Origin of the sequence: Undibacterium sp. TC4M20W (assembly GCF_049340245.1) — a bacterium.
Lineage (GTDB): Bacteria > Pseudomonadota > Gammaproteobacteria > Burkholderiales > Burkholderiaceae_D > Undibacterium.
In genome coordinates, this window is the sequence record NZ_JBMPPI010000004.1 from 171,791 (window position 1) to 196,382 (window position 24,592).

A 24,592-nucleotide genomic window follows, 5' to 3' on the forward strand; every position below is an offset into this window, starting at 1 on the left:
TGCTATCATTGTCTTAAAGTTTTCGTATTATTTTGATTTTCATTCGTAGAAATGGAAATAAACAGGTTTTTTCAATAGCATGCCAGACTGATGCTGATGAAAATCCTGTACCACCAGGGCTTTACATGTTGCGCGTTGAATGCGCGCTTGCAACTCAGAGACTTCATCCATGAACCAGATCAAATTTGCTGTTAGTTTGTTAGTTGTTTCTGCAACCCTGGCTGGTTGCCAGACGAGAAATCCCAAGGTAGCAGAGGACCAGAAATCGCGTTTGTCAGAGACAGTAACTTTGCAGCAGCAATTGTTATCTACCGCAGATGCTATAGAGCGCAATTCGCAATTGCTGGCAGAAGCGAGCAATACCCGCGCTGCAGTTGAAAAAGCCCAGCTCTCGCCCACGCAACAGTTAAAAATGGATAAGGCGGCGAATACCAAAGAACCTTACGGCATGACTGCGAAAATCAGCTTTGTCTGGGAGGCTGGCCCTATACAGGAAGTAGCACGCCAGATGGCAATACGCTCTGGCTATGAATACATGCAACCCGAAGGCAGCGTGCCTGCCATACCTGTCATGGTGAAAATAAATGCCAGGGAACAATCCATCGCTTCCATCTTGCGCGATGCCGGTTTGCAGGCAGGTTCACGTGCAGATATCGTGGTTGATGAAGCAAGAAGAAAAGTACTGGTTCGCTTCTTTGACTAATATTGATAACGGGTCTTGTATGTTCAAATTAAGTCAAATTGCTGCTGTATCCTTGTTTGCGCTATGTGGCGCTTCTGCATTCGCCTACGATAGCAAAGGCGAGCCTGTCACCGTGAATCTGAATGCCAGCAACACGGCCAGAGAATCTGCCGCGCCGACTCTGGATGATTTTTCTGCAGAAAATATCGCCAAGGCCAAGCGTAGTGAAGATGATCCATTCAAGGGCAGTGATATCCGCGACCTGCGTGTAGCAGCCGTGCGCGAAGCTGCTTATGCCCTGGGCATACGCAATGGTCTGGTTGCCAGGTCTATCCTGATCAAGGAATTTTTGTACCGCCACCGTTCAGAGATGGACAGGATATTCAACTTTGCACCATTGATGCTGGATTGCGGCAAGGAAGAAAAAAACCGCTATTCGCAAAAACTGATTGCTGAACGTCCGAATGAAAACTGTGTCATGCAGCCGCCAGTCATACTGGGTGCAAAAAATCTGTTGAGCGACAAAGATGGCCAGGGTGATGTGCTGCGTTATTCCAAGGCCAGCTTCCGCATCAAAAAGCAGGCACGCCTGATCACCACCATTCCTATCTGGGAAAATTATCTGGTGTTTGATGCCGGTACGCCGGGCAATGATGTGCACCCCAGCCTGTTCCCTAAAAGTGATGAAGAAAAGCGGGTCTGGAATCAGGCACTGGCTGAGGGCTGGGACAAGGGTGTCGATCAGGCAAATGCAATTTACCGGCAAAACCTGGCAATGCTGAATGAAGATTTTTCCGGCATGCAGCGCTACCAGTATCTGTTGTTGCAAAACCTGGTGACCAAGCCCTTTGTCTCACGCAATCGCCTGGGCGTCACTGGTAATGGCAAGACCGGCATATCGATTGATGATATTACGCTGACGATTACCGAGCGCCCTGAATTCAATCTGAATTCTAACGACTGGATGCTGTTCCCCAGCTTTTGATAGCGAGTTAATTATGTCCGCGCTTGTACAGCCCATTGCACTTGCTCCCAAGCCAGTAAAAAATCAGGATGTCAATTTCGACCGCGAGGCGGTCGAAGCACGTTATGCGTTCAAGGATGTACCTAATACCTTTGAGCAAAACTCTTTTCGCAGATTACTCCAGCATTGCCTGGACATAGGTGTATCTGATATTTATTTGAAGACGGGTGACCCGGTCAAGGTCAGGGTAGGCAAGCCCATCTTCAAGCTCACCAAGCGCAGTCTGGAGACCAGTGAACTCAATACCATCGTCACTGAGGTCTATGGCACCAATGGTCCCTCCAAACTCGGTAGTGGCGAAGCGATTGACTACGCCTATGAACTGAAGCTGGAAGGGCAGCGTGGCGTATCCGTACGCTTTCGTATGAATGCCACCGGTTGCCTCTCACCTTCAGGGCCGGGTGTAGAAATCGTCATGCGTCCTTTGCAGGAAAACCCGCCAGAAATTTCTACCATGAAGTTGCCTCCAGAGCTGATGGAGCAACTGTTCCCCGAAATTGGCCTGGTGCTGGTAACGGGTGAAACCGGTTCAGGCAAGACCACCTTGCTGGCGGCGGTCATTCGCTACATCCTGGAGCAGCCGGAATCAAACAAACGCATATTGACGGGCGAAGATCCTATTGAATTTGTCTTTGATAAATGCAAACGCTATTCATCGATGGTGGCCCAGCACGAGATAGGCCGTCACCTGAAGTCATTTTCAGAATTTATCCGTAATGCAGTGCGGCGCGATCCAAATATCCTCATGGTCGGTGAAATGCGTGACCATGAAACCATTAATGCCGGGATTATGGCCGCCCAGGTGGGTAAGGCTGTGTATTCCACCCTGCATACCAATTCGGTAGGCCAGACCTGGAAGCGCATGGTAAATGTGTTCCCGCATGAAGAGCGGGTATCCAAGATGGTCGATCTGATCGATACCACCAAGGTGATTCTGACCCAGCGCCTGGTTGCTTCGACAGAAAAAAATGATGACGGTAATTTCAAGCGTATTGCCTTGCGTGAGTTCCTGGTGTTTGACGATGAGGTAAAAACCCGTCTGATAGAACAGGTAGGTGCTGACGTGAATATGTTGCCTTTCCTGACGCACTCCATTGTCAAGGAAAGAAAGCAGTTGCTGGTGGATGAGGCCAGGCGGTACTACCGCGAAGGCATGATTTCCGAGATCGAATACAAAAAATATGAAGTCAGTGCCAGCCAGGCAGAACGCATGCTGGGCAGTGAATGACCTTGATAAGGAGTTGAGATGGCAAATAATATAGATGACGGCACCGCGAAAGTAATCTGGCGTGACTCAGCCAGGGAGTTGCGCTTCCTGGGGATTAACTACGTTGCGGTGTTCCCACTGGTGTTCTGGTTATTGCACGCCAATATGTTCACCTTTGTGATGGCTATTACCGTGATTGTGGCACTGACAGTACTGGAGCGTTTCAAGTATTCGCCGATGGTGGTGTTTCGCCTGGTGCGCTGCTTTATTGGTGGCAAGGTCCGTTATGCAAAGAACTGGAACGAGATGAAACGTTACCGTAGCTAGTGGTGCTCACCTTCATCGCCAGTGTCGATCCACATCCTGGCGATGGCAAGGTTTTAGCACCAACTGAGAATTTAATTTTTGTAGCGTTGCGCTACTGGAGTATTTACTGATGAAATATCCACGCAATTTATTGAGCATCCTGGTTTCCAGTATTTTTGCCACTGGATTTGCGGCCTATGCGCCTGCCGCTATGGCAGGTTTTGAGGTTGTCAGCAATTCCAATACACCTTATGTCTATCAAATATCTGGTGCGCAGAGAAAAGTCGTTGATGTCCGTGAAGAGCAGGTAGTAGGCGCAACCGCCAATACTCTGCACCATGGCCGCATCGACATGGAGATGGTGATGATACCGGTGGCTGCCAACAAGGGCGTGGATATGCTCACAGGCTTGCGCGGCATCGTACCAGAAAGCCAGGGTTGGCGCGTGTTCGCGCTGAAAGGCGTGAATCTCAGGAACAAAATAGAGTGGAACAGCGCCCAGACCTGGGTGATTGCACTCGATGGTGTGCTACTCAAGCACAAGCTGATTGCCGATATCAACTGGGAAAGCCGTGAAATCACTCTGGCGCCTATGTCCAACCGTAGCTATGCATCTCAGTTGTTTAGTCAGAGTAAGGACAAGAGCATATTGCGCCATGTGACAGTCAGGCAGCAATTTGAGACCCCTGAGCCTCTGATCGCCTTGCGTCTGCAACCTGCACACGCTGCGATTACAGAAGCGCGCACCGTGCCGATTGCGAGTGTGGATGTACCTGTGCGTGCGCTGGGCGAAGTAGGCGACAATCGCGGCAACACCAATGTTGGTGTCAAAGTGTCTGATGATACGATAGACACTTTGATCAGCCAGCGCGTGGAGCAGGCGACCAAAGCAAAAATGGCCCAGCTCGAAGCACTGGAAACACAGTATCGCGAAAAGCTCGAACAGTTGAATGCCCGCAGCAAGCAGGTCAAACCAGAACCTTCATCTGCGCCTCAGGATGCGACTACCGCAAAGCCAGTGGCGCAACCTATCAGCTTTGAAGAAGGTGATGCCAAGCCTGCCTCTGCAGGCAAAATGATACGCGCTGATTACCGCTTCCCACGGCCTGCCGCAGGCGGTTATAGAATGAGCAGGATGGATTTTCCCGCAGCAGTTGCAGGCGCAGATGAAGCCAAACCGGCTATAACCAAGGCCAGATTTGCTGCACCTGAAGCGCAAGGTACGTCTTCTGTAGTAGATAACAATGTTATTACTGAGGTAGCGACGACATCGGCTAACAGCAGTGTGATCTCTTTCCCGGTGCAGGCGAATGTGGAAGTGCAGGAGGCCTCGCGCACCAAATGGGAAATTTCTTTGAATGATAAAACCCTGCGCAATGCGCTGTTGCGCCTGGCATCAAAGAATGGTTACTCTCTGTCTTACCAGACCAAGGATCAGGATATCAAGATGGGCGGTACCTTCTTTGGTACTTTTGATGGTGCCTTGCGTGAAATTGAAATTGCTACTGGCAAGCGTATCCGTCAGGTGGAATCAAGGTTGCTGGGGCGCCTGATTATCGTTACCGACTAAGCAGGACATAGACAAAAAAAAGCACCGCAAAATAAAATAATGCGGTGCTTTTTTTTATGTGCTTTTTATGTACTTCAGATAGCGGAGCGATGCGCAAAGCTGCGCCATAAATTACTGCGCGAGGCTTCGATTTCCCGGCGTTCTTCGTGCAATTGGGCGACCAGGCCCCGTATGCCATTCAAGTCGCTCAAAGCCAGTGCTTGTTGACGTATTTGTTGTACCAGTTGCAAGGATTCCAGCGTGTCTAGTTCCAGACCGTCGTTGACGAGTATGCTTAATACTTTTGCCGAGAATTCGTCATCCCAGATTTCTGTGGCGTTCCCTATGCGTTTGATGACAGTGGATGTGGCCGGGTCAAAAGACTCTTCCAGGCCGGCACTCATATGCTCGATAAAGCATAATCTGTCCTTGACCCCATCTGACAGCGTGAACACGATTTTTTCACTACCCTTGTCCTTGATCAGGTAAAAGCACGCATTTTCAATTTCCATTTCTGATTCCTGTATTGGACTGTTTTGCTTCCTCTGTTTCCAGTTTCAAGTCATGATGGATAGGGGAGAGGGCATTCAGTATTTCTCTGGCTTTGACACCGATTTGCTGTATGTTCTTTTGCAGATGCTCTGAGCGTTCCTGGCGTGAAATATCAAAAGCCAGTAAACCAGCGATATTGATACTCAGTTTGCGGAAGGTCTCCAGTTCCTTGACGAACATCTGGTTTTCCGGCAGTTGTAGCGACTCAGTCTTGATATTTTTGGTATCGAGGCCTGTCAATCTGGCTGCCATATCGACGCGGGCAGCCTGGGTATTGAGGCTGGTCAATTGTTTTTGTATCAGAAAAAGATTGCAACGTTCCACTGCCCCGGCATACTTGACGTCAAATGACTGAGGGCTGCAGGCAGCATCCGAAGCGGAGAAATCAGGTTTGCCGCCTGATTGCAAAAGTTGGTTCAATTCTTCCAGCCGGTTCTTCGCCATTGTGCCTTCCTTCCTGATATCCATGCCCCGTTCTTTGTGCAACATGGATGAGATATCATCCTGTGCCAATGCCCTGATGGCGTCGTCCCGGTAGCAGCCCGCGTGACCATCTTCATCTCGCTTTTGTTCCAGCGTGTGTAGCAAAAGTGTGTAACTCACGATACTTCTCCTTCTTCGCTTGTCTGGCCTGTCGCCGGGACAGTCGCTATCCATGCATCCAGGCTCAGTTCATAGGCCAGGAATAAATCTGCCCGTTGAATAATTTTTGATGACCATGCTGCTGGAAAAACCAGCCATACTCCAAAGACCCGCAGCAAACTCATGCATTGCAAATCTATAAACCAGTCTGGCTTATTTTTCAGGCTGGCACCATAGACATCATTGACTTGAGTAGTCAGACGCAAATCCAGGCCACCACCCAGCATGAAGCTTCTGATCACGAATGCAAAAAAGAGCAAAACGTAAAAGCCAGCCAGTATTTCAAAACGATACGCAATGTTTTTTACGATCAGCAATAAGACCGGCATTGCCAACAGTAGCCCGCCTAGTAAAAGATAGCTCAGCAATACCAGGCTGACACGTGCTTTGGTAGCCATCAGATACCCCAGTTAACCGCGATAGCGAGTAAAACCAGCGCACTGCAGCTACACAGCTTGACACGTAGATTCCACACTACTTCGCGGAAGTTTTTCTCGGGACCCTGGCCCTTCACATACACCCGGTAATGCTGTGTCACATGGGTGATCACGTAGATCATCAGTGGGATGATGACCAGCGAAGCGCGCCCCATTCTGCTGGCTTGCTCTATCAGGTGATATGCCATGGTCAGTGCAAAGGTGGCCCCGCTCAGGCCCAGCAGATAAGCCATCAGATGGCGGTCATAGATGCCGCCTGCCATTGTGTAGCTATGGTCTTCATTGGTAATTGTGGAGACTTCCAGCATCGAAGTTAGCCTGACTGCATACACCATCACGCCAAACATATAGACCAGCACGATTTGCGTTGCAAACAGGGGCAGCATGGTATCCAGTGTGCCGGCAACGGCAGGGATCAGATAAAACAGCGGGAAGCTCAGTACATCGACCAGCCAGACCTGGCGCAATACCAGGCCGTATAGCAGAGCGAGGACGGCCATGGCCATCACGAACCAGCTGCTATGTATGCCCTTGGTATATAAGCTGGACAGGACGGTGGCTGTGACAAACAGCACGACAGCCAGACTCGCTATGACCTTCCAGTCAAAATGCCGGGACAGTCGTCTTTCAGTATCGGACAACAGCCGGACATTTTTTTTCAGGCTGATGGCAGTGATCAATAATTCTGAAGCGATGCCAGCCAGCAGAAAGGGAAAAAAGAACCAGAAAGAGATCGCCAGATAATTGGCATTAAACAGTTTTTTTGCATAGAAAATACCTAACAGGGCGAAAAAGCCTGAAGCCCAATGCGGCCATCGGGCCAGTTTCCAATACTCCATTCGTGACCTCGTTTGTTCTTTTACATAGTTCAGCCAGGTGGCTCACCGGCATGATGGATTGTGTGCCGGTGTCAAGATGAGTACGGTGAGTGCGCAAGCCTGGCTGGCAGGTGCGCATACAACATACTCACATCAACATACACAAATGATTATTTTCATTTAATTATCAGAGTTTAACTCAATATAAATACAAAATAAATCGCTATTGAAAAAGAATAACAGACCGAAAAATGCATTACTATTTCATTTATTCATCAAATTTGTATTGATACGCAATGCAATATTGAAATTACAGTGAAATTTGGATTTACAGATGCAAAACAAGACTATGTGGAATATTTTTCTTAAAATTTCTGGAATTTTTCTGATGACAGGCCTGATGTATGCCTGTACAGATACCGGTAAATCCAAGGAATTGATGCAGGCGGCGATGGTAGCTCAACCTGAAGATAAAAAGATCCTCGAATTCTTTATGTACACCTGCCCGCATTGCCGTGCTGTTGAGCCCAGCGTCAATAGTTGGCAGTCCAAGCAATCTGTGCTGTTTCAGCAAGGCATCTATTCGTTCGAACAGATACCGGCAGTTTTTTCTGCCAACTGGCGTAGTGACAGCAAGGTAGGTGAAAGAGAGGCGGCTATCTTTTATACGCTGCGCAGAATGGGGCTGGAGCATCAATTGCGTGCCAAGCTGTTTATCGCCATCCAGGACAAAAGCCTGAATGCGGGTGACCCTGACTCTATCCGCAGTTTTTTGCAAAAAGAGGCTGTGCCGGTGGCTGAATTCGTCACTACCATCAAGAGTGCTGAAATAAAGGCAGATGTGGACCGTGCAGAGATGCTGACTAGGCAATATGGGGTTTACTCCGTGCCTGTGTTCATCTTGTTCAACCGCGCCCTGATCTTGCCGCAAGAGTATGCCGACAACCAGGCGGTTGAAGCCGCCTTGCTGAGTCAGGTGAAAGAGTTTTATACAAAAAATGCCGGCAAGCCATCGGCTTTTTGAGCCGGTATTAGGTCTGGATAATCGAAGTGATTTTGCGCCTGCTGCGTTCGCGCAGGGAGCATTCACGCAACTGATCGGCCAGTTTTTCCAGGTCATCAATGCCATAGATGCCGATGACCGGCGAGCTGGCATCGGATGACCTGAGTCTGATACTGCTATAACCTGCCAGGCGCATGCCCAAAGGCTTATAGACATCAAAATGTTCTATCGTGAACAGCTCCACGCTTTCCATTAATTTGGACAATACGCCATGCTCTATCTTGATACGCTGAGTAGTGATCTGGTAAGTGACTGAGATACTCTCCATCCAGTAATAAATAAAGGCAATACCGAGGGTGCAGATCACGGCCAGCCATTGCCAGGCGCTATAGATAACTGCCGGGTGTCCTGAATACAGAACATGTTCTGTCTCTGCCTCTTGATCGACCGCAGCCGTTTTCAGGTTGGAATTGCAGAAGCGGCATTTTAAGGCGCCAACTTTAATGGTTTCGCGGCATACCGGGCATGGCATGCTCTCTTCATTGTATTGCTCGTTCATTCATATCCTTGTTTATGGGGAGGCAGCTGACGAAAGCTTATTCTATTGCTTCAGGCCCATTCATGCCGGATATCAATGCAGAAAAACGCCATTTATTCTTCATCTTCATACGGAGTTGGCGCGCACATATCCTTACATGGCGTTGACACTGGTGCGGGCATGGCGGGAATATTGGTGCTTGGCAGCAATTCTGGTAGCGCCAGCACGCAATTTTGCGTGGGATGGGCGACTTGCCCATTGATCATGGCATCGCCATGCCGCAAATGCCACAAGGCGTGCAGACTCATTTCCTTGGTATCGCGGCGACCATCAGCATCCATATCGAGTATGCTGCCTGGTGTGATATTCGGGTCTTTGAGGTCGGGCGCTCGCTCAGTGTCAGCAGGTCTGACTAAGTTTGTACTTGTTCTTGCTTGGCTGGAATTTTTCATTATGTCTGCGGCCTGCTTGGTCTTGAGGGGCGCAGACTGCCTGTTCAGCATTTGCGCAGCGTTTTCTTGCTTGACGCCGAGTGCAGCCGTACGCAACCGTACGCCGATCATCAGCATTTTTCTTAAATTTATTGACTATTATTTAGTAATACTCTGCATATTTCAAGCAAGTTTTTAATTTCCATTGATTCTTTTTGCGCCTATTGGCTGATTATTCAGGGGCAAAGGGGAGTAATAATTAGAATTGTTTGTAAATATATTATTCTTGATTTTGTTACTTTTGTTTGTATAATCATTGGCTTGATGTGGGCTTTTACTACTTGTGATGCTGGAAGAGGGCTTGGTGCCAGGGTTTCTTTCTGAGTGACAATGTCAGATGCGATATTCATGAGCCTGGAGTGGCTGGTTTTACTGCCGTATTTTTAAATGACTGAAAAGGTTGAGACTGATGTGGCGGCATGAACTTGATATGGTTTCTTCCCTCGCCACTGAAAGTGCGGTTGCTGCACTCGGTGATGTGGGACGGATCATTTCGAATAATGCCGGTACACCAGACCCTTTAGTGTATTCAGGCTTATCTTACGCGACAGATATGCTGCGGGTCGCCGGATTTGTGGCACCTACGGTATTTGCCAAAGAAATCCAGCACACATTTTCACAAGCCATATTAGGGACGCGGGAAGTGCGGGCTTTCAAGCGCGCGATGACAATTCTGAACTCATATCTGAAGGATGCCATTCGCTTTGGTGCCGGGCCTACTCTGTATTTTTATGAAGAGGCATTGTTGCTGTCGGATGTTTCTGGGCGTTTGCCACCGGCTTGTGGCAATTTCTTTGCCCCGTTTGTGTTTTGGGACATTGAAGACGGCTTGTACAAGAGTGTGCAGCATGTCAGTCATGGCTTGTCGCGTGAAGCTTACCAGGCTGCTTTGCTGGCTTTCCTGCGCAATAAGGATAATGCTGGCCTCAAGACCTTTGTCCAGCTGTTTGCTAAAGTCGCAGAGGCGAATGAAAATACTTGCAGCTATTCGCTGTGCAGGATCCTGGCAGCTTTTTTTGCAGTGATTACCAGCAGTGATGCGTTTCTTAACCAGGATGAAATGCAATTGTTTTCCATGGTGGATGTTGCGTTCTTCAAGCAGTCAGACCCTGGGCATTTGCCCGAGCCTGGATTTATATCGCGCCTCTTGCATGTGATTGCAAAGTCAACATCGGACGCACCCATGGTGCGCGAGACCCAGACTTATTTCAGGCTGGAAGGTTTATTGTACGGGGCTGCACTGGGCCGGCGCGAATCGATACGCGCCTGAAGCTATTTTTTTGTACGCAGTTGAGTCGGATTTCATTTTTAGCGCTAATTTTCAAGTGTTCTTCAGGCGCTTTTATAAGGAGGGTGTATGGCATTGCCAATTCTGGCCAGCATGGCCGCAAAATATGTAGGTCAAAAAGTGTTGGAAAAAGGGGTGGAGAAATTGGCGGAGTCTGTCATGTCCTCCGGAGTGTTGAAAGAAGGCCTGGGTAAGCTCGACAAGGGCGGCAAGATGGATATGCCATTTACGCCTTCAAAAATGTTGATGTCTTCAGTTACTGAACCACCAGTCAAATCATTGGCAAAAGGTGCCGCGCTCTCGATGAAGTAAGCCGGCACTGGCAGGCACCATATTACTGTAGCCTGATGTTGTATCTGGGTAGTAGCCTGCTTGTAAGGAAAATGGGGAAGACAGATAATCTGTTTTATCCAGAACTCATTTCATCCTATTCATGAAATGAGTTCTGGATTAGTTGCGCGCGCACCAATCCTGGTTCGCGCTCCATGCCAAATTTGCCTGCTTAAGCTGCCCCATGAAAATTTCGGATCTCGTTTTATTTGTCAGAATCTGGTTGTTGATGGCAACGCTGTGGTTCTTTGCTGCTGCCATTGAACGTTTTACCTATCCCTTCAGGTATGAGGGTGAGATCGCGGCTGCAGAAGTACTGAATCCAGTCGGAGAATGCAGGGGCTTGTCAGCCAAGACCAGAATTGCCTGGCGCCTGGCTGAAGATAAGAAAACGATAGAATATAAATGTCCGGCTTCGCGACCATGGCCATTTTATGCCACCAGTTCAAGCACAGAAATACCCAAGTCAGTAGCGCAGGCCATTGCTGATAGCAAGAAGAGTGCAGTGAGCGCGAAAGAGGACAGGCAAAAGTAGCTAGCGGCCAGATAGGTAATAGCTAGATAAATGCCAGCACTTTTACATTACATTTTTGGGGTGCTTCTGGCGGTAGCAGTTTGTTCAAGCTTTTGATTGATTAACTCAAACAGTTCAGGTTCTACCTTGGTCCAGTTATCACCGTTGAGAGTGCTGACAGCCGCATTTTCCTTCTCGCTGGCATTCTGATAGGGGCCGATCACGCTGAATTGCGAATAGCCACCTGCTTCTCGGCGCAGTGTGAAAAAATCACCCTCTACGTCTTTGTAAGTGCGCTCGGCAAATTTCTCATCGCCATCACTGCCGTAACCAAAGTCGATGACTTCCAGTTTGGCTGGCATGATGCCGCTGTCGATATTACGTTGGTGAGTTGCCGTGTCTTCACGCTGTTCAATGAAATTGACTTGAAAGCTGCCGCCCAACATGGCGCGCTTGGAAATTTCTGACAGGGCATCCGTGATCAAGGAGGCAGCATTGACGTTTTCCAATGCGACTTCATGAATATCTACGCTGATCTGATGAACAGATTTATCACCATCGACACCAGGATTGATCGTGATCGCGACATTGCCGAATTTTTCCAGCTTCTCAACTTCAGCGCGAATCTTATTGTAGCGTTCGAAAATATCAGTGCTGATCAGGCAGGCACCAGTGACTGTGACGGCCAGCTCGGGCTTGATTTCAAGTATGCCTTTTTCGCGCAATATATTGGCGATTTCGACACGCGCATACATTTGAATTTGTTTTGGGTCTTCAAAGTAAAGTACCCCGGAAAGAACGCGGTCTTCTTCCGATTCAACATATTCAAAAATGCGGTCTAGTTGCTCTGGAGCGACAAATTCAGGATCAACTCCATTACGGCGAAGTACATCAAGAATATCTTCCTCCGTAAGATCGATAGTTGAGCCACTCATCTTTGTCCTCTTGCTTTCTTCAAGCAATTTTTTATTTTTAGCACGCGAGATATTACGAAATTAAAGTAGGAAAGTCAAACGCTGACCTTCCGGCTGCGGCACTACAGTATTTCAATTCCTGCCTCATTGCAGCCCGCAGTATCAGGTGATGCGAACACCTTGAACCACCTTGATTTCTTTGAGCAAATATCTCTTATATCAAGCCGGATGAATGCAACATGTTTGTTTGACATGTCGGATGCAAATGAGGGCGCTTTTCAGATTTTCAACTGGTAAAAGCGCAAGTTTATTATTTCCAAATTGAATTCAAAAGTAAGCGCAATTTCACATCAAAACGCTTGCTGAGCAGTTTCGTTGACACCGCGAAATGCATAATGCACGTAGGCGACTTTTTTATTAAGCACATTGTCGGGCATATGTGGGGACTTGGCATAAACCTTGTGACCGTCTTACAAAATGTAACACAATGACGTCTGATATTTGCCGCAAAGGCCATAACATGACTCAAAAGTGAACCGGATAATAGCTGCTTGGCTACTTTTATCTACATGCCAAAGTCAAAAATGCAAATGCCTGCGATGAGGTTGAATGCGTGACTGGATATCTGCTTGAAGATTTTAAAAGTCAGGTTGTTGTTAAGTGTGTATGTGAGTCGTGGGGCAGGGCTTAATTCAGAATATACTAGAACTCATTTTGCCAAAGCTCATGGAAATGAGTTCTAGTTTGTAAACATTGTTTTTGTTGAGGAAGCCTGTAATTGAAATCAAGTAAAACTGTGCCAGAGAAAGTAGCGAAAGTGACAGCGCGACGCAAGTCACCTGCCAAAGAGGTGGCGGTGGATGAAGTGTTTCCTGAGCTGATGATAGTCGGGACCAATATCGCGAAAAATAAAAGTTACTACCTGGCACAAAAAGCACTGATACAACGTGTAGCTCACGGTGTATATATACCAACTGACAAGATGACAGATGGTAAGGCCATTCTGATGCGGCATGCGATACGCCTGGCCAGCCTGCATTTCAAGAATGCCACGGGCTTATGTTATTCGAGTGCTTTCACGCTCGAAGCAATCAAGTCTGAGTCCGGGCCGCCCCTGGTGTTTGTTGCGGGTGAGTATTCTTATGGTCTGGAACTGGGTGAGGGCGACATTAAGTTGATGCTGGTGCAATCTCTGCACCCGCCTTATGAAATGCTCAAGACCAATGGTGATTATGAATTTTACGAAGACAAAATATGTTCCGACCCTATCGGTGAATTTGTCGTCAAAGTACCGCGCCCTGAACTTTTGGTATTGCACAATTTTGAGCGTGTTAAAGAGTGGTCAGAAAAAAAGATTGCCAGTGGGAATTTAAAGAAGTTTGTTAACTGGATAGTTGATGCCAGATATGGCGGTTCCATCCCGGCTTTCTCAGCAAATTTTGCTGAGCTGGCGATCAAATGCAATCGCCTGGAAGAGCATGATCACGCCGTCACGGCCCTACTTGCAGAAGGTTTTTCGATGTCCGAAAGGTACTTGCGGAAAATCGTTTGACTTTTGATTTTCATTCGCCTAAACTTTGCCTCATATATGGGGGTGGTGCTGCTGCCTGCGCCACAAAATGCGAATTTAAAAGTTGATGATTGCTTTGTGCTGTTTTTGCGCGGAATGTCAGCGCGATTGAATGGCTGGCAATCAACTGGACAGGGATGTTTTGCCAGATAGCCTGCCCGGTGTGGCGGGTTGTATGAAAGTATCCTGAGTCTGCATTCTTCCGGCCTGCTGCCAGTCTGATCTGGTCATGCAGAAAGCTGGTGCATACAATCACATATATCTGTATTGAACAGTAAAGCAGCCAATGGCTGCTTTTTTATTGACTTGCGTAGAGTGTTTGCTGTGAACCTGGAATCGAATCTGCACACTGGTGAAGTGGCTGTGGCTATAAAGCCTGCAGAAAAGATTGTCCTGCAAAAAGCAGTGCAACTGTGTGTGCAATATTTGCTGGATGTGCAGATGGTTTTGGATGCAGAAGTGGTTGCGCCATTTTGCTTTCACAACTGCATGATTTTTTTATCAAGACCAGCCGGGCAATTGCAGGTAGATGTCGCCGTGTCTGACGCAGTTGTGTTGGACTATGACATCAAATCCCTGCACTTGAACACCCGCTATGTCATGAATGAAATGATAGCCCGGGCAGTCAGTATTTATGGTTCGGATGGGCAACAGGCATTTGCCATGTCGTTCCTGTTTCGCGATGGCTGCGGTCTGGTCAAGCTGGAGCAGACTGGTGGCTACGCGGTGAATTTAATAGAACGCGTGCCGGTATCGCTGGATTATCAAGTCGGATTCGCTGTATAGAGGAGTGACAGGTGAAAGTTTTTTCTATGGTAGTAGTGATGGCAGCGCTCACTGTATCGGGCTGTGCCACACGGCAAACAACGGCGCAGTATCGTGAAGTTATTCCAGAAAACAATTTCAAGGGCATAGTCGAATTACCGGCAAAGTCGTCTTCACCTTTCATGCGGGACATGAAGCTCGAACCTGCGCAGGCTGCTGACCATGCCAAAGCAGACCCCGTGACCATGAATTACACCTGGTTTTATGAACGTGGCCAGACCCTGGGGCAACATGTGGATGCCTGGGCGCATCGTTATGCTTTCCGCTTTGAATCCCGCATCCCGCTGGGTTGGGACCCTTACGTACAGTCTGATGGCAGCTTTGTTGGCAATCTGTATGCCGCCATGGAAGACCTGGCTTATTTTTCCGATGAGGGAAGAAATAATTTCCACCAATATCGCGACACCAAGCGCTTGCGTACAAAAAGCGTGCAGATTACGGTATTTGAAAAAGAGCGTTATATCCGCATAGAGCTCAGAGATGCGGTGGCCGAGGCTGCTGAAGCGCAGCGTGATGAACAAGAGCGTATCGCAGCGGAAAAAGCGGCAGGCAAAACCGCCTTCGCAGATTACTTCCGTTCAGGTAAATAAGTCCATGGTTTACGCAGCTACTTCTTTCTTTATCCTGGGCCTGTTGATGCTGGGAACGCGCATGTACGTGCCTGCGGGTAGTGGCAAGCCCCGGGTCTTGCAATATGCGGGTGTTGCAGCTTTGCTGTTGATTGTGCTTTCTTGTGCCGTGGCTGCTTATACCGGCATGGCTGGTAAGAGTAACGGTAACGGTGTTAAAGGTGACGAGACTGCGGCAACGGTAAGTGGTGATTTCGGTTTGTCTGGCAATTCTCAGGCTAACGCTGCTGCACCGGCTTTGGACATGTCCAGGCCTTTGAATGCTCCTCAGGGCCAGTCAGGTGCTGACACTGCGGCGGCGCCAGTGGCCAATGGGCAAAATTCTTTTGGTCAAAAAGATGCGGGTAGCGGTGCTCCTTCTGTGTTTTCGATGGCACAGGCCAGCCAGATTTGTGCCGGGTTTTCTGACGTCGCCATGGGCGCATTACTGGCTGGGTCACGTGGCGAGCCTTTCCCTCCGTATGAAGAAAAAGCCCGGCAGTTGAGTGAACAGGTTATGCGCCTGCCCTTTGTGCGTGAGGCAGGTAGCAAGTCGATGCAGCACATCAGCACTTTGTTTGGTACCTTGATCGAAGACCAGTATTACATCTCTCCGCAAAACCGGGCAGTACAACTGGGCCTGATAGGCAAGGTCGATAAAAAACTGGCGCTGGATGCCATGAACCAGGTCTGCGAATTGAAAATTCTGGAGATACGTGCCAAATGAATGCCGTAGCCATGAGCGTAGCAGACGACATCAATGCGCTGTCTGTATTGCGTCAGACCATGGAGTCTCTGCTCGCGCCGCAATATATTTTCTTTGCCAATAATGCCGATGGACGTGTCCATGATGGCATCGTCTATGGTCATAGTGAAAATGACTGGGTATATGGTGAAGAGGGTTTGTTCCCCGCCATGCTGTACCTGGCAGAGCGGCACTATAAAGATACTTTTTTTGAAGGTGATTATGCCGTAGCACCTGTGCAAGGCACGCTGGCGCCGGGTTTTGGCATTGACTGGATTCCTGATCCCAGCTTCCAGAGCCGCACGGGTTATCGCGCCCAGGTGTCAGATGCAGGTTTGCAGGTTTCACCTACCGTCATTTTATTGTTTGTACATGACGCCATTGAACGCATGCATCAGTACAGCTACCGGAAAGTGAAAGACTGGCGCTTTGAGATAGATGACGGACGTTTGCTGGAAGAACTGGAAGAAAAAAAGATCGTCAATGCCAATGGCTTGCTGGATTTGTTCCAGATGGTGCTTACCCCCATGCCAGAGCCTGAATCTGAAAATACTTAATCGCTGCTGCTCGTGGAGTTCCAATGACGGAAAAAAAAGAAGCATCGCCACTCAGGCGCAAACTTGTTCCTTCAGGTGATGCGCAGAAAGCGGTCGGTATTACCCGTAGTGCATTCAAGCGTTTGTTTACCAGCGCACGTTCGGAGCGGGAAGAAAGTTTTAATGAAGCCCAGGAACGTCTGGGCTGGAGTGAGGGTGACATTGCCGAATTCCTGGCTTACAGGAAAAAAGAAACGACTATTTATGCATTGCTGACAGCAGTCGCTTTCTTGTTTGCCTGTGGCTCTCCATATTCGCAAAATCCACTGACGCATCTGGTGACTTCTCTGGCTGTCATGCTGATGATAGGTACGCGATGGCTGGTGGCCCATTTTCGCCTGACTCAGATACGGCACCGGGCGCTGTTTTCATTTGCTGAGTACCTGGGAATATTGTTTCCCTTCCTGGCTGAAAGTGTCAAGGATATCAGTGCGGGCTTGAGTGAAAAAACAGAAGCAGATGCAGGCAGGCGTACCGAAGAGTCTTCCAAGATCATTGATCTGAACAAGAACCACAATAATCATTGAGGACAGCTTCGTGGATGCCTATATTGCGCCCGTGGATACCAGCTCGGAACCAGCCTTTTATTCCTGTATTAAAGGCGCCTCTGAGTATTACAAGGTGCCGTCCATGGCATTACTGGCAATTTACGCACAGGAGCGTGGTTCGTCGGTGCGCACTTCAGGTAATGCAAACCGTACTCAGGATTATGGCCGTTTTCAGATTAATGATGCGAGCTGGAAGCAGTATCTGTCTGAGCATCGCATACCATTGAACCGGGTGCTGAAAGATAATTGCCTGAACGCCTATGTAGGAGCAAATATTTTCAAGCTCAGGTATCTCGCCTGCAAATCGGATGTGTGGTGTGCAATAGGTTTATATCATTCGGCGAATGAGCCTTACCGCTCGGCTTATGTAGGTAATGTTTATAAAAAATATCAGGCAATTCAACGAGACATAGAATTTTTGAACTGGTTCCGGTCGCTGGCTTTGTATGATGCCAGCAAAGGCAAATGGGAATATTTAATCGCAGGAGCAGGGCATGCCGCCACCACAAGCAGGTAATTCCGGTAACGACACTTCCAACGAGGGCCTGTGGGCCATGCTGCTGTTTGCCGCAGGTGTGTTGATACTCTGGTTTGTCGGCAAGGGTTTCATTGTCGGCGCAGTTTTCCTGTTCCGCTCATACGTGACCGGGCCGTTGATAGGCTTGTTTGATGCCGATGTGCGTGCGGCAGTCGACTGGATGGGCAGCGTGTCTTATGGCAATGTTGAATATAATGAATTTGCCGCCAACGGTGAATTGATCGGCAAATATACCAAGATACCGGCCATGCTTTTATGTGTCGCCATGGGTGTCTATATTTTCTTCAAGCACCCATCGCAAAAATTCAAACGCCGCTGGGATATGTTCAGCCTGGCAAAAAAAGAAGTGACATTGTGGCCCTGCATTACACCAGTGCTGGACGCTAATCTTCTGAAGGTACCGGTGGAGAGTGGCCGCTGGGCCTGGAGCACGACTCCCAAGGAGTGGGTAGAGAAAAATCAGTTATGGGAAATTTATCAGGAGACTTCACCTGTCAGTGGTTTGCCCGTCGATAAACGCCGTCTTGACCGCGCCACTGCAGAGGTCGCATTGATCAGGCAACTCGGGCCAAAATTTGTATCGTTCAATGACTTACCGCCTTATCTTAAAGCCTTGCTGGGTTCCTTCATGGCCAAGATCAGTGGTGACAAAAAAACCGCGCTGAAGATATTGAATCAATTATCCGCATCCAGCACGGCAGCCGGTGTCGCCAGCAATGATCTGTCAGCCAAACTGGCGCTGGAAAAATTCGATACCGAACTGGGCCTGTCCTGTTTTGAAAAATATAAAAATACTGATGTCATTGTAAAGATACTCTCGCGCCATGCCTATATGGCGACTGCCATGTTGGCTTTGCTGGATAAGGCGCGTACTAGTGGTGTGGTGGCCTCAGCTGAATTCTTATGGCTCAAGCCGGTCAACCGTACGCTGTTCTATATGTTCAATGCCCTGGGACGCAGAACCTGCTGGATGGAATCCGCTGGCATATTTGCCCATTACCAGGCTGAACTGCAGTCAGGTAGCAAAGTAATGCGGCCCTATGTCAAGACCGCTCTGGATGGCCTGGAGTCTTATCTGGATGAATACCTCGATACCTACGGCAGCCAGCTGTGATGGCTTTTGAATTCAATATGATTTAATTTAGGAAAACGCAATGTTACAGAATCTGATCAATCGCTTTGAAAGCTATCAGGCTATCCGTGTCAACAAGAACTTCAATTCCCATGAATTGACTGTGCTTGGGAAAATTTTACTGGAAGGCGCCCGCGAAGTTGAAGTGGCGAATGTCATACGCTTTCCCTCCATAGAACAGGGCTTTTCAATATTTTCTATAGAAAGCGGCTCTACCCTGTCGCCGCAGCCAGCGCTGGGAGCTGTCAGTGAATCCGATGCCGCGCCAGCCCCGGCTCCTGCGGCACAAGCTGACCGCGTCCTGCCCAGACTGGCAAGTGGCCTGGTCAGCGATTTGAAGAATGATGCCTACCACCTCATCGTCAGGCAGGGTAATGGCCTGGAACATGGCATGGTGCTGGCCTCTTTCACGAATATGCAAAGTGCCGGTCTGGCCTTGCGCAAGCTGGCAAAACTGAATGCAAGGAAAACCCGGTTCTGGAAAATCCTCGGCGTCCTTATTGTCTTGTATTTGCTGCTGACCATTCCCATGATCAAGCGCCCACCACAAAAATCCCTGGATGAAATCGCCACCAGCATGGAAATGCGCAATCCGGAAGTCGCAAGGCAGATGGAAAACATCAACCGTAGCCGCACTGTCGGCAGTGAGCTCATGGCCCAGCCGCAACAAACCGTGCCCGCGCAGCCTGATCCATCCTTGATGCTCGGTGGTCCTGGCGCAGCGATGGAGCCTGCACAAACTGCACCAACAGCTCCAGCGCAAGGTACAGCCGCCAGGCCTGAACAGAGCCAGGGTAATTTCGGCTTTTAATGGCAGCCCTGGTGTACGAGTAAAAAGGGCAGGTGTGTGACAGGTGCGCGGCCCTTGTAATTATTGGCAGATGTATTGGCAGATGTTATCGACATAATCGAGTATTGAGGGAAGTATGGCCCAACCACAACAGGCAGGTCTTGAGCCGGAGAATGAGGTCAAGGCCCATCACAGACGTCGTGATACGCGTCCGCAGTTACAAAGAATAAAAGAAGATATTCTTTTCAAGCCGGAAGCTGCCAGCATATTGATGTTTGTGATTGGCGCGGCCGCCATGATCTCGCCTACCTGGCATGAATACATTCTTGTATTCGGCATCCTGCTATTCCTGTATATACGCTCCAGCTTCAAGCATTACAGCCTGCCTTTTCGCATGCCCATGTCCACTGACTATGACGCATCTGCGAATGAGGGCAAGGGCCGCTCAGGTATTATTGATCCTGAAGAAATTAATCCAGCAACCGACAAGCCCACCTGGGCCAAAGGCATCTCGCATTTTGGTAACCGCAAAAAAGACGATGCTGAACTCTGGTTCAATAATGATGACCTGCGCACTCACATCCTGATCTTTGGTTCTACCGGTAGTGGTAAAACCGTGGCACTCGTGTCCATGGCTTATAACGCCCTGATGCAGGGTTCAGGCTTTATCTTCGTCGATGGTAAAGGCGATGCGAGCCTGTTTGCCACGATCTTTTCCATGAGCCGTGCGATGGGCAGGGAAGATGATTTTCTTATCATCAATTTTGGTACTGGCTCACGCGATATTGAAGGCCCGCAACTGACCAAGTTATCGAATACCATCAATCCCTTTGCTTTTGGTGCATCGGATGCGCTGACACAATTGCTGGTCGGTCTGATGGGTGATTCTGGCGGCAGCGGCGATATGTGGAAGGGCCGCGCAATTTCCTTGCTGACGGGTTTGATGATTGCGCTGGTATCCCTGCGCGATGCAGGCCGTATCTTGCTGGATGTGGAAGTCATACGTGACTTCATGCAATTGAAATACATCGTCGCCTTATCGAATGGCAAGAACCCTATCGATGGGACGCCCATCAAATTGTCTGATCGTGCCCAGGCTGCCATCAAGGCTTACCTGAGTTCCCTGCCTGGCTTTGTTGAAAAGAAAGGTGCTGACCAGTCAGCCACGACGCTGGAACAGCATGGCTATCTGCAAATGCAATTTACCCGCGTGCTGGGTTCCTTGTCCGATACGCTGGGTCATATCTTTAAAACCAATCTCGGTGAAGTCGATCTGTACGACGTCGTCGTCAATCGCCGCATCCTGGTGGTTTTGCTGCCCGCACTGGAAAAATCTCAGGACGAGCTCGCCAATCTGGGTAAAGTCGTCATCATGAGTCTGAAAAACATGATGGCTGCAACTCTTGGTGCGCAGATGGAAGGCAGCAAGATGGAAGTGCTGGACAACCGGCCTACCAATGCACCGTCGCCGTTCGTGACGATACTTGATGAATATGGCGCCTACGCCGTGCCCGGTGTTGCCGTCATGCCTGCACAGGCGCGTAGCCTTGGTTTCAGCATGGTATTCGCCAGCCAGGATATGCCAGGCTTTGAAAAGGCGTCGAAAGAAGATGCGGCCTCCATCGCCGCCAACTGCAATATCAAGATCTTCATGAAGCTGGAAGATGCCGAGCGTACTTATGAAATTTTTGAAAAGTCCGTAGGCATGGCTGATGTCATGGTCATGGGCGGCATGCAAGCCAGCACCAATGGCATGTCCACCAACTACATGGACAATATGAATGCCACCATGGAGCAGCGTTCACGTGGCTCACTGCAAGACTTGAAAGAGCAGACGCCGGGTGAAGCACATATCCTGTTCAAGTCCAGGATTATCCGTGCCCGCATGTTCTCATGCGGCATGGTCGATGAACGTAATCTCTTGACCAAATACAGGCTGAATCACTTCATCAAAGTCAAACCACCTGCCTATGGTGAAATGGCAGAATGGGATTTGTCGCCGGAAGCATTGAAAAAGAAAGCTGATGCAGCTAAGGCGCAGGCAGAGAAAGACGTAGCGGCTGCGAAAGAAGTGGTAGTTGCAGAAGCAGCTCCTGTCATCGCCAAGGCCACGGCCACGGCAGTTGCTGACAGCGCACCTGCTGCCGTCCAGTCCGCAAGCCATGTCGCTACGGTAAAAACAGAGAGTCAGGCCGCGTCAGCAACACAGGAAACAGGTGTCAGGGAGCGCACCGCACGTACCCTGTTTGGCAAACGATCCGGCCAGAAAAAAGCAGCGGAACAGGAATTTGATGGCGCCGTGATCAGCATCTTTGGCCGCAGCAATGATAGCCTCGATGAAGCCAGCAAGGCAGTAGTCGCCCCGTGGGCCGCAGATATACAGGCCAGCATGCACGAACAACTGGCACCTGCAAATGCGTATGAAACCGGCTGGCAAACGGCAACTACCCTGAGTGACTTGTATGCCATGGAAGAGAAATATGGCAAGGCCAGGCAGACGCAGATATTGATAGACCAGCAGCATACCCATGCCGCTCTGGTGGCGATGGACAGGCTGCTGGGTGTGGATGCCTCGAAGGCGCAAAATGATGCCGCGCATGTCATCAATGCCATTGTCGCCAATGCTTCTTATGCCTGCCAGCCTACACCGGCAAAGCGCAGCGGCAAAAGCAGCCTGGTAGAAGCATTCAGCAAGAAATACGCTGCAAGGTAATGACGCACATGAACAAACTGCTAGTTCACCTTGAAACCAGCACAGCGCAAGCACCCAGGCGTGATTTCCTGGCCAAGTCCTTTGCGGTTGCGGCGGGGCTGATCTTGCCTGCCACAGCGGGTGCTGCCAATGGCGCAACTGGACAGTTGTTCAGGCCGGATTTTTACTACCCAGAGAAATCTGGCGAAGGGCGCATATTACGCCGGATTTATCTGACGCGCGAAGCCTCGAAGTGGCATGCGGCTGAACGCGCTGACTTTTTGCTGTGGGGTAAAGATGGCCGTATCGATGCCGAGGGCTACAAGCGCCTGTGCTGGTTTTTACGGGATGTCAGGAGCAGCAGGGTAGTCCAGGTGGATATGCGCCTGGCAGCGTTGATTACGTCGGTGCAGAGCCATTTCTGGTTTAACCAGGGCATACACGGTTATTACCACCTGACCTCTGGCTATCGCTCATGGGTCACGAATGACCAGACCGAAGGCGCAGCAGCAGATTCTGGCCATGTGTATGCCGGCGCTGCTGATGGCTGGCTCGATGGTGTCAGCGTGGAAGATCTCGCCGGTGCCGCTCTCAGTCTCAGGGCTGGCGGTGTTGGCTTATATAAAAAACGTGGGTTTGTTCACACTGATGTAGTGGGAAAGCCGAATTTATGGAAGGCATGATGTAATGCAAAAGAAACGCTTGGTAAAAAGTATACTCATGGCGCTGGGTGTGTCGCTTTCCCTGTCTGCAATGGCAGCAACAGACTGGAAGAAAATCATGACGGCGCGTGGCAACAAGGTTGTCAAGGAATTTTCTTCGCCTTCCGGGTTCCGTGGTCTGGTAGTAGAAGCCGCCGGTGCAGAAAAAACATTCTATGTGACTGAAAACGGCGACTATCTTTTTTCAGGCGAGCTGTTCGGTGAAGACGGGCAGCCCCTGTCACAAAAAAGCGTAGCGCCAAAGTCGGTGCCGGACTGGAACCGCATCATGCAGGGCAAGGGCAATAATATTGTCAAGGAATTCCGTTCTTCTTCCGGCTTCAAAGGCCTGGTGGTAGAGCGCAATGGCAGCAAGAAAATATTTTATGTCACCGCCAATGGCAAATTCCTGGCGGCTGGCGAGGTCTTTAACTCTGCCGGTGGTTCCATCACCAAAATCGAGCTGGCTGAACAGGCAGGCCTCGCCCAGGCCGCGCCTGCTGCAGTCCCGGGATTGGCACCAACGCTGGCGAACGAAGTCGATAAAACCGTCACTGAGCAGAGCAAGATGCTCACCACCATTCGCGAGTTGGAAACTGTTCCTACCGAATTCAAGAACAAGGTCTTTGCCGCAGCAGAAAAATCTACCGCCTGGGTAGAAGAGGGAAGCGGCAATAACATTGTGTATGTGATCTTTGATCCTATCTGCCCGCATTGCCATAAAACCTGGGAAATGTTGCGGCCTTATGTGCAGCGCGGTCTCTTGCGCGTACGCTGGATACCCGTCATTTCATTGAGCGGTAATAATATGCAAAGCCCATCGGCGCAAATGGCAGCCTACTTTTTATTGAATCGCGGTGAAACCGATATCGTCGAAAAAATGTTCAGGAAAACCATCAAATCCGTCGCGCCAGATGACAAGATGGCGCGGTCTTTGTCACAGAATCTGTTGTTCTTGCGCGATACCAAATTTAGAGGAACTCCTCTGCTGATTTATCAGCGTGGCGGTGAACGCAATGCTTTCATTGTCCCTGAGCAACCTGAAGTCGATCAGATAGAACGCATGATCAGAAAAAATTGAAACCAAATGTTTCCTGAGGCTGATGCTGACAGAAATTTGAGGAGCTAATCTACATACTTGAGTAGGTATTCAGTGTTCAAATTGATGGAAAACAGGCTGACAGGGATGCCATGCAACTAGCGGCAACGGCGGCCTGATTTCTATTGAAACGATGGTTAAAACTGCTGCTGCTTCATAGCGGCATCTCAAGCACTATCTCAAGTATCGCAACAGAGGGCGGCGGCGTCAGCAAGTGGTATGGTAGCTTGTTATTTATGTATTTTATTTTTTGTCAAGGGTGCTTGCAAATAGAAACAAAAGCAAAACCAGTTTGGACCTCACGCTATAGGCTGAATATGGCCGCTAGGTTAAGATATGTGGCTTAAACGCTTGCCAAGATTCATGAATAGTTACTATTAATCTACGGCAACTCCTGTCTTTTTAAGCTAAATTTAAATAAGCAAGTCAGCATTTTTCATCATGTGGACATTC

The 24,592-nt window shown here is 49.2% G+C and carries 28 protein-coding genes; 21 read left to right on the forward strand and 7 right to left on the reverse strand.

Going from position 1 to position 24,592, the window contains the following annotated elements; all coding sequences use genetic code 11:
• Nucleotides 1-169 precede the first annotated feature (169 nt).
• The 5 genes from ACO0LL_RS07030 to ACO0LL_RS07050 all read left to right on the forward strand — a co-directional run bounded on the left by ACO0LL_RS07030 (nucleotide 170) and on the right by ACO0LL_RS07050 (nucleotide 4,789).
• Nucleotides 170-703, forward strand: coding sequence for a DotD/TraH family lipoprotein (locus ACO0LL_RS07030; protein ID WP_162043626.1), 534 nt, complete (start codon nucleotides 170-172; stop codon nucleotides 701-703).
• Between the two features lie 19 nt (nucleotides 704-722).
• Entirely contained in the window at nucleotides 723-1,667 is a 945-nt protein-coding gene (locus ACO0LL_RS07035; RefSeq protein ID WP_422950173.1) for a type IV secretory system conjugative DNA transfer family protein, read from the forward strand.
• Between the two features lie 13 nt (nucleotides 1,668-1,680).
• On the forward strand, nucleotides 1,681-2,934 hold the full coding sequence (locus ACO0LL_RS07040) for a type IV pilus twitching motility protein PilT (protein ID WP_422950174.1): 1,254 nt from the start codon (nucleotides 1,681-1,683) through the stop codon (nucleotides 2,932-2,934).
• An 18-nt stretch (nucleotides 2,935-2,952) separates the two neighbouring features.
• Nucleotides 2,953-3,240: an IcmT/TraK family protein gene (icmT, locus tag ACO0LL_RS07045; RefSeq protein WP_422950175.1), complete on the forward strand. Its 288-nt coding sequence runs from the start codon at nucleotides 2,953-2,955 to the stop codon at nucleotides 3,238-3,240.
• 109 nt (nucleotides 3,241-3,349) lie between these two features.
• On the forward strand, nucleotides 3,350-4,789 hold the full coding sequence (locus ACO0LL_RS07050; RefSeq protein WP_422950176.1) for a hypothetical protein: 1,440 nt from the start codon (nucleotides 3,350-3,352) through the stop codon (nucleotides 4,787-4,789).
• A 74-nt stretch (nucleotides 4,790-4,863) separates the two neighbouring features.
• Here the strand turns inward: ACO0LL_RS07050 and ACO0LL_RS07055 are convergent, their stop codons facing one another.
• The 4 genes from ACO0LL_RS07055 to ACO0LL_RS07070 are packed head-to-tail and all read right to left on the reverse strand — an operon-like array spanning nucleotide 4,864 to nucleotide 7,238.
• A complete protein-coding gene (locus ACO0LL_RS07055; protein ID WP_422950177.1) occupies nucleotides 4,864-5,280 on the reverse strand; it encodes a hypothetical protein in 417 nt (138 codons plus the stop codon).
• On the reverse strand, nucleotides 5,270-5,923 hold the full coding sequence (locus tag ACO0LL_RS07060) for a hypothetical protein (protein WP_422950178.1): 654 nt from the start codon (nucleotides 5,921-5,923) through the stop codon (nucleotides 5,270-5,272). Before ACO0LL_RS07060 ends, ACO0LL_RS07055 begins: the two co-directional genes overlap by 11 nt.
• Complete coding sequence (locus ACO0LL_RS07065; protein WP_422950179.1) at nucleotides 5,920-6,360, reverse strand: hypothetical protein; 441 nt, start codon at nucleotides 6,358-6,360, stop codon at nucleotides 5,920-5,922. Before ACO0LL_RS07065 ends, ACO0LL_RS07060 begins: the two co-directional genes overlap by 4 nt.
• The gene (locus ACO0LL_RS07070) at nucleotides 6,360-7,238 is read right to left on the reverse strand and encodes a hypothetical protein (RefSeq protein ID WP_422950180.1); all 879 of its coding nucleotides are present in this window, start codon (nucleotides 7,236-7,238) and stop codon (nucleotides 6,360-6,362) included. Before ACO0LL_RS07070 ends, ACO0LL_RS07065 begins: the two co-directional genes overlap by 1 nt.
• A 367-nt stretch (nucleotides 7,239-7,605) precedes the next feature.
• On the opposite strand from ACO0LL_RS07070, the gene ACO0LL_RS07075 reads away from it, so the two are divergent.
• Nucleotides 7,606-8,241, forward strand: coding sequence for a thiol:disulfide interchange protein DsbA/DsbL (locus tag ACO0LL_RS07075; RefSeq protein WP_422950181.1), 636 nt, complete (start codon nucleotides 7,606-7,608; stop codon nucleotides 8,239-8,241).
• 7 nt (nucleotides 8,242-8,248) lie between these two features.
• On the opposite strand, the gene ACO0LL_RS07080 is transcribed toward ACO0LL_RS07075, so the two are convergent.
• Both ACO0LL_RS07080 and ACO0LL_RS07085 read right to left on the reverse strand, forming a co-directional pair.
• Nucleotides 8,249-8,779 carry a PH domain-containing protein gene (locus ACO0LL_RS07080; RefSeq protein ID WP_422950182.1) on the reverse strand — a complete coding sequence of 177 codons (531 nt, stop codon included), beginning with the start codon at nucleotides 8,777-8,779 and terminating at the stop codon, nucleotides 8,249-8,251.
• Between the two features lie 92 nt (nucleotides 8,780-8,871).
• Nucleotides 8,872-9,321 (reverse strand): hypothetical protein, encoded by a 450-nt coding sequence (locus ACO0LL_RS07085; RefSeq protein ID WP_422950183.1) that lies wholly within the window; start codon nucleotides 9,319-9,321, stop codon nucleotides 8,872-8,874.
• 358 nt (nucleotides 9,322-9,679) lie between these two features.
• Here ACO0LL_RS07085 and ACO0LL_RS07090 point away from each other — a divergent pair, with 358 nt between their 5' ends.
• From ACO0LL_RS07090 to ACO0LL_RS07100, 3 genes are all read left to right on the forward strand, one after another.
• Nucleotides 9,680-10,519 carry a hypothetical protein gene (locus ACO0LL_RS07090; RefSeq protein ID WP_422950184.1) on the forward strand — a complete coding sequence of 280 codons (840 nt, stop codon included), beginning with the start codon at nucleotides 9,680-9,682 and terminating at the stop codon, nucleotides 10,517-10,519.
• 87 nt (nucleotides 10,520-10,606) lie between these two features.
• Nucleotides 10,607-10,849, forward strand: coding sequence for a hypothetical protein (locus ACO0LL_RS07095; protein WP_422950185.1), 243 nt, complete (start codon nucleotides 10,607-10,609; stop codon nucleotides 10,847-10,849).
• A gap of 202 nt (nucleotides 10,850-11,051) precedes the next feature.
• Nucleotides 11,052-11,402, forward strand: coding sequence for a hypothetical protein (locus ACO0LL_RS07100; RefSeq protein ID WP_422950186.1), 351 nt, complete (start codon nucleotides 11,052-11,054; stop codon nucleotides 11,400-11,402).
• A gap of 47 nt (nucleotides 11,403-11,449) precedes the next feature.
• Here ACO0LL_RS07100 and ACO0LL_RS07105 read toward each other — a convergent pair whose 3' ends face one another.
• Nucleotides 11,450-12,316, reverse strand: a complete 867-nt coding sequence (locus ACO0LL_RS07105) for a hypothetical protein (RefSeq protein WP_422950187.1) — start codon at nucleotides 12,314-12,316, stop codon at nucleotides 11,450-11,452.
• A gap of 757 nt (nucleotides 12,317-13,073) precedes the next feature.
• Here ACO0LL_RS07105 and ACO0LL_RS07110 point away from each other — a divergent pair.
• From ACO0LL_RS07110 to ACO0LL_RS07165, 12 genes are all read left to right on the forward strand, one after another.
• Nucleotides 13,074-13,847, forward strand: coding sequence for a hypothetical protein (locus ACO0LL_RS07110; RefSeq protein WP_422950188.1), 774 nt, complete (start codon nucleotides 13,074-13,076; stop codon nucleotides 13,845-13,847).
• 285 nt (nucleotides 13,848-14,132) lie between these two features.
• Nucleotides 14,133-14,651 (forward strand): hypothetical protein, encoded by a 519-nt coding sequence (locus ACO0LL_RS07115; RefSeq protein ID WP_422950189.1) that lies wholly within the window; start codon nucleotides 14,133-14,135, stop codon nucleotides 14,649-14,651.
• A gap of 11 nt (nucleotides 14,652-14,662) precedes the next feature.
• The gene (locus tag ACO0LL_RS07120) at nucleotides 14,663-15,280 is read left to right on the forward strand and encodes a hypothetical protein (protein ID WP_422950190.1); all 618 of its coding nucleotides are present in this window, start codon (nucleotides 14,663-14,665) and stop codon (nucleotides 15,278-15,280) included.
• A 4-nt stretch (nucleotides 15,281-15,284) separates the two neighbouring features.
• Nucleotides 15,285-16,025, forward strand: coding sequence for a hypothetical protein (locus tag ACO0LL_RS07125; RefSeq protein WP_422950191.1), 741 nt, complete (start codon nucleotides 15,285-15,287; stop codon nucleotides 16,023-16,025).
• Nucleotides 16,022-16,600 carry a hypothetical protein gene (locus ACO0LL_RS07130; protein ID WP_422950192.1) on the forward strand — a complete coding sequence of 193 codons (579 nt, stop codon included), beginning with the start codon at nucleotides 16,022-16,024 and terminating at the stop codon, nucleotides 16,598-16,600. The genes ACO0LL_RS07125 and ACO0LL_RS07130 overlap by 4 nt, the downstream gene beginning before the upstream one ends.
• Nucleotides 16,601-16,623: 23 nt before the next feature.
• A complete protein-coding gene (locus ACO0LL_RS07135; protein WP_422950193.1) occupies nucleotides 16,624-17,166 on the forward strand; it encodes a hypothetical protein in 543 nt (180 codons plus the stop codon).
• 10 nt (nucleotides 17,167-17,176) lie between these two features.
• Entirely contained in the window at nucleotides 17,177-17,704 is a 528-nt protein-coding gene (locus ACO0LL_RS07140; protein ID WP_422950194.1) for a lytic transglycosylase domain-containing protein, read from the forward strand.
• Nucleotides 17,682-18,839 carry a type IVB secretion system coupling complex protein DotM/IcmP gene (gene icmP / locus ACO0LL_RS07145; RefSeq protein ID WP_422950195.1) on the forward strand — a complete coding sequence of 386 codons (1,158 nt, stop codon included), beginning with the start codon at nucleotides 17,682-17,684 and terminating at the stop codon, nucleotides 18,837-18,839. The genes ACO0LL_RS07140 and icmP overlap by 23 nt, the downstream gene beginning before the upstream one ends.
• Before the next feature lie 40 nt (nucleotides 18,840-18,879).
• On the forward strand, nucleotides 18,880-19,668 hold the full coding sequence (locus ACO0LL_RS07150) for a hypothetical protein (RefSeq protein WP_422950196.1): 789 nt from the start codon (nucleotides 18,880-18,882) through the stop codon (nucleotides 19,666-19,668).
• Between the two features lie 115 nt (nucleotides 19,669-19,783).
• Nucleotides 19,784-22,360, forward strand: a complete 2,577-nt coding sequence (locus tag ACO0LL_RS07155; RefSeq protein ID WP_422950197.1) for a type IV secretory system conjugative DNA transfer family protein — start codon at nucleotides 19,784-19,786, stop codon at nucleotides 22,358-22,360.
• An 8-nt stretch (nucleotides 22,361-22,368) separates the two neighbouring features.
• Nucleotides 22,369-23,022, forward strand: a complete 654-nt coding sequence (locus ACO0LL_RS07160) for a YcbK family protein (protein WP_422950198.1) — start codon at nucleotides 22,369-22,371, stop codon at nucleotides 23,020-23,022.
• Between the two features lie 4 nt (nucleotides 23,023-23,026).
• Nucleotides 23,027-24,121, forward strand: a complete 1,095-nt coding sequence (locus tag ACO0LL_RS07165) for a hypothetical protein (protein WP_422950199.1) — start codon at nucleotides 23,027-23,029, stop codon at nucleotides 24,119-24,121.
• Nucleotides 24,122-24,592 lie beyond the last annotated feature (471 nt).

What these genes read in the sequence shown, in the direction of transcription:
- icmT (WP_422950175.1), top strand. Translation starts at nt 2,953, where the DNA reads ATGGCAAATAATATAGATGACGGCACCGCGAAAGTAATCTGGCGTGAC.
- ACO0LL_RS07030 (WP_162043626.1), top strand. Translation starts at nt 170, where the DNA reads ATGAACCAGATCAAATTTGCTGTTAGTTTGTTAGTTGTTTCTGCAACC.
- ACO0LL_RS07165 (WP_422950199.1), top strand. Translation starts at nt 23,027, where the DNA reads ATGCAAAAGAAACGCTTGGTAAAAAGTATACTCATGGCGCTGGGTGTG.
- ACO0LL_RS07135 (WP_422950193.1), top strand. Translation starts at nt 16,624, where the DNA reads ATGACGGAAAAAAAAGAAGCATCGCCACTCAGGCGCAAACTTGTTCCT.
- ACO0LL_RS07085 (WP_422950183.1), bottom strand. Translation starts at nt 9,321, where the DNA reads ATGATCGGCGTACGGTTGCGTACGGCTGCACTCGGCGTCAAGCAAGAA.
- ACO0LL_RS07155 (WP_422950197.1), top strand. Translation starts at nt 19,784, where the DNA reads ATGGCCCAACCACAACAGGCAGGTCTTGAGCCGGAGAATGAGGTCAAG.
- ACO0LL_RS07055 (WP_422950177.1), bottom strand. Translation starts at nt 5,280, where the DNA reads ATGGAAATTGAAAATGCGTGCTTTTACCTGATCAAGGACAAGGGTAGT.
- ACO0LL_RS07150 (WP_422950196.1), top strand. Translation starts at nt 18,880, where the DNA reads ATGTTACAGAATCTGATCAATCGCTTTGAAAGCTATCAGGCTATCCGT.
- ACO0LL_RS07095 (WP_422950185.1), top strand. Translation starts at nt 10,607, where the DNA reads ATGGCATTGCCAATTCTGGCCAGCATGGCCGCAAAATATGTAGGTCAA.
- ACO0LL_RS07075 (WP_422950181.1), top strand. Translation starts at nt 7,606, where the DNA reads ATGACAGGCCTGATGTATGCCTGTACAGATACCGGTAAATCCAAGGAA.
- ACO0LL_RS07070 (WP_422950180.1), bottom strand. Translation starts at nt 7,238, where the DNA reads ATGGAGTATTGGAAACTGGCCCGATGGCCGCATTGGGCTTCAGGCTTT.
- ACO0LL_RS07040 (WP_422950174.1), top strand. Translation starts at nt 1,681, where the DNA reads ATGTCCGCGCTTGTACAGCCCATTGCACTTGCTCCCAAGCCAGTAAAA.
- ACO0LL_RS07090 (WP_422950184.1), top strand. Translation starts at nt 9,680, where the DNA reads ATGGTTTCTTCCCTCGCCACTGAAAGTGCGGTTGCTGCACTCGGTGAT.
- ACO0LL_RS07130 (WP_422950192.1), top strand. Translation starts at nt 16,022, where the DNA reads ATGAATGCCGTAGCCATGAGCGTAGCAGACGACATCAATGCGCTGTCT.
- ACO0LL_RS07105 (WP_422950187.1), bottom strand. Translation starts at nt 12,316, where the DNA reads ATGAGTGGCTCAACTATCGATCTTACGGAGGAAGATATTCTTGATGTA.
- ACO0LL_RS07080 (WP_422950182.1), bottom strand. Translation starts at nt 8,779, where the DNA reads ATGAACGAGCAATACAATGAAGAGAGCATGCCATGCCCGGTATGCCGC.
- ACO0LL_RS07065 (WP_422950179.1), bottom strand. Translation starts at nt 6,360, where the DNA reads ATGGCTACCAAAGCACGTGTCAGCCTGGTATTGCTGAGCTATCTTTTA.
- ACO0LL_RS07160 (WP_422950198.1), top strand. Translation starts at nt 22,369, where the DNA reads ATGAACAAACTGCTAGTTCACCTTGAAACCAGCACAGCGCAAGCACCC.
- ACO0LL_RS07125 (WP_422950191.1), top strand. Translation starts at nt 15,285, where the DNA reads ATGGTTTACGCAGCTACTTCTTTCTTTATCCTGGGCCTGTTGATGCTG.
- ACO0LL_RS07035 (WP_422950173.1), top strand. Translation starts at nt 723, where the DNA reads ATGTTCAAATTAAGTCAAATTGCTGCTGTATCCTTGTTTGCGCTATGT.
- ACO0LL_RS07100 (WP_422950186.1), top strand. Translation starts at nt 11,052, where the DNA reads ATGAAAATTTCGGATCTCGTTTTATTTGTCAGAATCTGGTTGTTGATG.
- icmP (WP_422950195.1), top strand. Translation starts at nt 17,682, where the DNA reads ATGCCGCCACCACAAGCAGGTAATTCCGGTAACGACACTTCCAACGAG.
- ACO0LL_RS07050 (WP_422950176.1), top strand. Translation starts at nt 3,350, where the DNA reads ATGAAATATCCACGCAATTTATTGAGCATCCTGGTTTCCAGTATTTTT.